This window comes from Amycolatopsis sp. NBC_01307, from assembly GCF_035975215.1.
GTDB lineage: Bacteria > Actinomycetota > Actinomycetes > Mycobacteriales > Pseudonocardiaceae > Amycolatopsis.
On the sequence record NZ_CP108403.1, the window covers coordinates 2835094 to 2841057 of the forward strand.

At 75.5% G+C, this 5964-nt stretch carries 1 protein-coding gene (only partly in view); it reads left to right on the forward strand.

The genetic code is table 11. The features are described from left to right. Positions 1 to 5938 carry the 3' end of a type I polyketide synthase gene (locus tag OG439_RS12370; RefSeq protein ID WP_326949525.1) on the forward strand. 21299 nt of this gene lie to the left of the window's left edge, so only the last 5938 of its 27237 coding nucleotides appear in the window; its start codon lies off the left edge, out of view; it ends in the stop codon at positions 5936 to 5938. Positions 5939 to 5964: the final 26 nt, after the last annotated feature.

The following is a 5964-nucleotide window of genomic DNA, read 5'->3' on the forward strand; positions in this document are numbered from 1 at the left end:
GCTCGGCGCCGACCTCCACGGCCCGGACGCCGACCTGACCCAGGTGCGAGCCACGAGGATCGTCTCGCTGCTCGACACCGTGGCCGACACCCGCGCGCTGCTGGCCGCGCTCGACGACGCCGGCCTCGACGCGCCGGTGTGGTGCGTGACCCGGGGCGCGGTCGCCGTGACCCCGGCCGAGCGGATCGCGTCGCCGGAAACGGCCGCGCTGTGGGGCTTCGGCCGCGTCGCCGCGCTGCACGACCCGGTGCGCTGGGGCGGGCTCGTCGACGTCCCCGCCGAGCTGGACGCGCGGACCGCGGCCCGGCTGGCCGGCGTGCTCGCCGGCGACGAGGACCAGGTCGCCGTCCGGGCGGCCGGGGCCTACGGCCGCCGCCTGACCCGCGCCGGCGCGCCCGGTGAGCGCTGGGAGCCGTTCGGCACCGTGCTCGTCACCGGCGACGGCCCGGCCGCCGCGATCGCGGACCGGCTCGCCGAGCGCGACGGCGTCCACGTCGTCCGCGGCGCGACGGCCGACCCCGACACGTTGCGCGACCTGCTGGCGCAGTTCCCGCCCGACGCCGTCATCCACGGCGAAGGTCTCGCGGGTGCCCGGCACCTCGCGGATCTGCTGGACAGCAAGGAACTCGACGCGTTCGTGCTGCTCACCTCGATCGCCGGGGTGTGGGGCGTGCGCGGCCGCGGTGACGAAGCCGCCGAGGCCGCCGCGCTCGAAGCGTTCGCCCGGCAGCGCCGGGACCGCGGCGAGAAGGCGGCGGTCGTCGCGTTCTCGGCGTGGGAAGGCGCCGACGAGGACCTCGACCACCTGCGTGACAGCGGCTTGCCCGCGCTCGACCCGGCGACTGCCGTCACGGCGCTCACGACGGCCGTGCGCGCCGACGACGTCACCACCGTCGTGGCCGACGTCCGGTGGGAGCGGTTCGGCCCGGCGTTCACCGCGCGGCGCCCGAGCCCGCTGCTGGCGCAGCTGCACAGCCCGGCCGAGGCCGGCGAGCGGACCCACGGCCTGCGCGACCGGCTGCTCGCCCAGTCGGCGGGCGACCGGGCCGACGTCGTGCTGGACGTGGTGAAGACGGCCGTCGCCGAGGTGCTGCGGCACCCGGACACGACCGAGATCGACACCGACCGCGCGTTCTCCGCGCTGGGCTTCGACTCGCTCACCGCGATGGACCTCCGCAACGCCCTCAGCACCGAGACCGGCCTGCGGCTCCCGGCGACGCTGGTCTTCGACCGGCCGACCCCCCGCGAGCTGGCCGCGTTCCTGCTCGGCGAGCTGATCGGCGAGGCCGAGGAGACAGCGGTGAGCGTGGCCGCGCCGGTCGCGGGCGACCCGATCGTCATCGTCGGCATGAGCTGCCGGTACCCCGGCGGCATCGGCTCGCCGGAAGAGCTCTGGCGGGCGATCGTCGACGAGCGTGACGTCGTCGGCGGCTTCCCGGCCGACCGCGGCTGGGACCTGGCCACCCTGACCGGCGACGGGCCGGGCAGCAGCGCCGCCAAGGAAGGCGGCTTCCTGCACGACGCGGCCGAGTTCGACCCCGGCTTCTTCGGGATCGCGCCGCGCGAGGCCATCGTGATGGACCCGCAGCAGCGGTTCGTCCTCGAAGTGGCGTGGGAGGCGTTCGAACGCTCCGGCGTCGACGCGACCGCGTTGCGCGGCGGCGACACCGGCGTCTACATCGGCGGTGGCTCCGGCGACTACCGGCCGCCGACCGACACCGCGGGCCACCAGTCCACGGCCCAGGCCGGCAGCCTGCTGTCCGGCCGCGTCTCCTACACCTTCGGGCTGGAAGGCCCGTCGGTCACCGTCGACACCGCGTGCTCGTCTTCGCTGGTCGCGATGCACCTCGCGGCGCAGGCGCTGCGGGCGGGGGAGTGCTCACTCGCCGTCGCCGGCGGCGTGATGATCATGTCCAGCCCGGCCGGGTTCGTCGAGTTCGGCGAGATGGGCGCGTTGTCGGCCGACGGGCGCTGCAAGGCGTTCGCCGACGCCGCCGACGGCACCGGCTGGTCCGAGGGCGTCGGGATGATCGTGCTGGAACGCGAATCCGACGCACGGCGCAACGGGCACACGATCCTCGCCGTCGTGCGCGGTTCGGCCGTCAACTCCGACGGCGCGTCCAACGGCCTCACCGCCCCCAGCGGCCCCGCCCAGCAGCGCGTGATCACCCGCGCGCTGGCCGTTTCCGGGCTCACGGTGTCCGAAGTGGACGCCGTGGAGGCGCACGGCACCGGGACCAAGCTCGGCGACCCGATCGAGGCGCAGGCCCTGCTGGCCACCTACGGCCGCGAGCGGGACCGGCCGCTGCTGCTCGGCTCGGTCAAGTCCAACATCGGCCACACCCAGGCCGCCGCCGGCGCCGCCGCGGTGATCAAGATGGTGCTCGCCATGCGGCACGGGCTGCTGCCCAGGACCCTGCACGTCGACCGGCCCTCGGAGCACGTCGACTGGTCGGCGGGCACGGTGTCGCTGCTGGCCGAGAGCACGCCGTGGCCGGCCACCGGCCGCCCGCGCCGCGCGGCGGTGTCGGCTTTCGGCGCCAGCGGCACCAACGCGCACCTCATCCTCGAACAGGCCCCGCCGACGCCGACGCGGGAGCCCGCCGAAGCCGTGGCCGTGCCGGTCAAGCTGTCGGCGCGGACGCCCGAGGGCCTGCGGGCCCAGGCCCGCGCGCTGCGGGACCACCTCGCCGCGCGCCCGGAGCTGGCACTGCCCGACGTCGCGTACTCCGCGGCGACCACCCGCGCGTGGCTCGAGTCGCGGGCCACCGTGGTGGCCGAGGACCGCGAGGAGCTGCTGACCGGGCTCGCCGCGATCACCGCCGGGACGACGTCGCCGCTGGTGCTCACGGGCCCGCAGACGGGCGGGAAGCTCGCGTTCCTGTTCTCCGGGCAGGGCTCCCAGCGTCCCGGCATGGGCCGTGACCTCTACACGCGGTTCCCGGTGTTCGCCGAGGCGCTCGACGCCGTGTTCGCGCACCTGGACCTGGAACTGCCCGGTTCGCTGCGCGAGGCGATGTTCGGCGACGACGCCGACCTGCTGGCCGAGACCCGGTGGGCCCAGCCCGCGGTGTTCGCGCTGGAAGTGGCGCTGTTCCGGCTCGTCGAGTCGTGGGGCGTGCGGCCCGACTACCTCGTCGGGCACTCGATCGGCGAGTTCGCCGCCGCGCACGTCGCCGGGGTGCTGTCCCTGGCCGACGCCTGCACGCTGATCGCCGCCCGCGGCCGGCTCATGCAGGAGCTGCCGCGCGGGGCGATGGTGTCGCTGCAGACCACCGAGGCCGAAGCCGAGCGCCTCGTCGCCGGGTTCGCCGGCCGGCTGTCGATCGCGGCGGTCAACGGGACCGACGCGGTGGTCGTCTCCGGCGACCAGGACGCCGTGGCCGAAGTGGCCGGGGTCGTCGCGGCGGCGGGCGGAAAGACTAGACATTTGCGGGTCAGCCATGCGTTTCACTCGTCCCACATGGACGCGATGATGGACGACTTCGGGCGGGTCGCCGCGGGGGTGGTGTACGCCCCCGCGGTGCTCCCGATCGTGTCCACGGTGACGGCCTCCCCGGCCGGGCCGGAGATACAGGACGCGCGGTACTGGGTGGACCACGCCCGCCGTCCGGTGCTCTTCACCGGCGCGATCTCCGCCCTCGGCGCCCTCGGCGTCACCAAGTACCTCGAGCTCGGGCCGGACAGCACCCTCGCGGCGCTGACCCGCTCGTTCGCCGGCGAGGCCGCGACGGTCACCGCCGCCCTGCGCAAGGGCCGCTCGGACGAGTCGTCCGTGGTCGCCGCGCTGGCCCGCCTCGACGTCGCCGGCACCCCGGTCCGCTGGGCGGACTTCTTCGCCGGCACCGGCGCGCGGCCGGTCGACCTGCCCACCTACCGGTTCCAGCACGAACGCTTCTGGCCGGACCAGACGCAGGTCACCGCCGGTACCAGCGAGGACCTGTGGGCGGAGCTGGACGCCGAGTCCCTGGCCGGCCTCGGCGTCGACCGCGCCGCGCTCGACGCCGTCCTGCCCGCGTTGCTGGACCTCAAGCACCGCCGGGCCACTCAGTCCACTGTGGACGACCTGCGCTACCGGATCGCCTGGAAGCCGCTCGGCGGCTCCCTCGGCGTCGTCCCGGACGGCACCTGGCTGGTCCTCGTGCCCACCGGGTGCACCGACGACGCCTGGGCCGCCGGTGTGGTCAAGGCCCTCGGGGCCGAGCGCATGGACGTCACCGGCACCGACCGCGCGACGCTGACCGCCGCGCTCAGCGGGTTCGACGACGTCGCCGGCGTCGTTTCCCTGCTGGGCCTGGACGAATCCTCGCCGACGGCGGGGGTCGCGGCGACCACCGCGCTGCTGCAGGCCCTCGCCGGGACCGGCAGCACCGCACCGCTGTGGTGCCTGACCCGCGGCGCCGTCACCGCGATCCCGTCCGACCGGCTCACCTCGCCGGCGCAGGCCGCGCTCTGGGGCCTCGGCCGGGTGGCCGCGCTCGAACAGCCGGGCCGCTGGGGCGGCCTGATCGACCTGCCGGGTGAGCTCGACGACCACGCGGTCGCACGGCTCGGCGGCATCCTCGCCGGCGGTGAGGACCAGGTCGCGGTCCGGGCCGCGGGCGTGTTCGCGCGCCGGCTCGTCCGGACGCCGTCCGGTGCGGCCCCGAAGGCCTGGCGCCCGCACGGCACTGTCGTCGTCACCGGCGGCACCGGTGCGCTGGGCCGGCGGCTGGCCCGCTGGCTGCTCGACGAAGGCGCGGCCAAGGTCGTGCTGACCGGCCGCCGCGGCCCGGACACCCCCGACGGCACGGAACTGCTGGCCGAGCTGGGCGAGCGCGCGTCGATCGTGGCGTGCGACCTGACCGACGCGGCCGCCGTGCGCACCCTGCTGACCGACGTCCCGGCTGACGCGCCTCTCTCCGCCGTGGTCCACGCGGCGGGCGTGCTCGACGACGGAGTCCTCGAAAGCTACGACGCCGACCGGTTCGACGCCGTCTTCGCGGCGAAGGCCGACTCGGCGCGGGTGCTCGACCAGGTCACCCGCGAACTGGACCTCGACCTCGACGTCTTCGCGTTGTTCTCCTCGGCGTCCAGCTCGGTCGGCAACGCCGGGCAGGCCAACTACGCCGCGGCGAACGCCGTGCTCGACGCGATCGCCGAACACCGGACCCGCGCCGGGCTGCCGGGCACGTCGATCGCCTGGGGCGCTTGGCAGGCCGGCATGGCCGAGACGGCCGACGCCGCCGCCCGGGCCAAGCGCACCGGGACGCGGCCGGTGCCGGTGGACCTCGCGCTCACCACGTTCGCGCAGGTCGTGCTCGCGAGCGACGCCACCCCGGTGGTCGCCGACATCGACCACGCCACGTTCCTGCGCACGTTCACCGCGGCCCGCCCGAGCCCACTGCTGACCGACCTGCCCGAGTACCACCGGCTCACCGCCGAGGCACCGGTCGACGTCTCCGGGGCCCTGCGGGACAAGCTGGCGAAGCTGCCCGCTTCGGACCGCGAGAAGGCCGCGCTGGACGTCGTCCGCACCCAGGTCGCCGCGGTGCTCGGCTTCGCCGGGCCGCACGCGGTCGACCCGGAACGGCCGTTCTCCGGACTGGGCTTCGACTCGCTCAGCGCGATCGAGCTGCGCAACCAGCTCGCGGCGGCGACCGGACTGGAACTGCCCGCGACGCTGGTGTTCGACCACCCGTCCCCGGCGGTGCTGGCGGCGGACCTGGTCCGGCAGCTGGTGCCGGCCACGGATTCCGACGACGACGCCGAACTGCGAGCCCTGCTCGCGACGGTACCCCTGGCCCGCCTGCGTGAGATCGGCGTGCTGGAACCCCTGCGGCGCCTGGCCGGGCAGGTCCCGGACCCGGTCGGCGGCACCGGGAAGGCGAGCGAAGACATCGACGGGATGTCGCTCGACGACCTGGTCCGCGCCGCGCTCGACGGTGAGGCCACCTGATCCCGATGAACCTACGGAGCTGACAC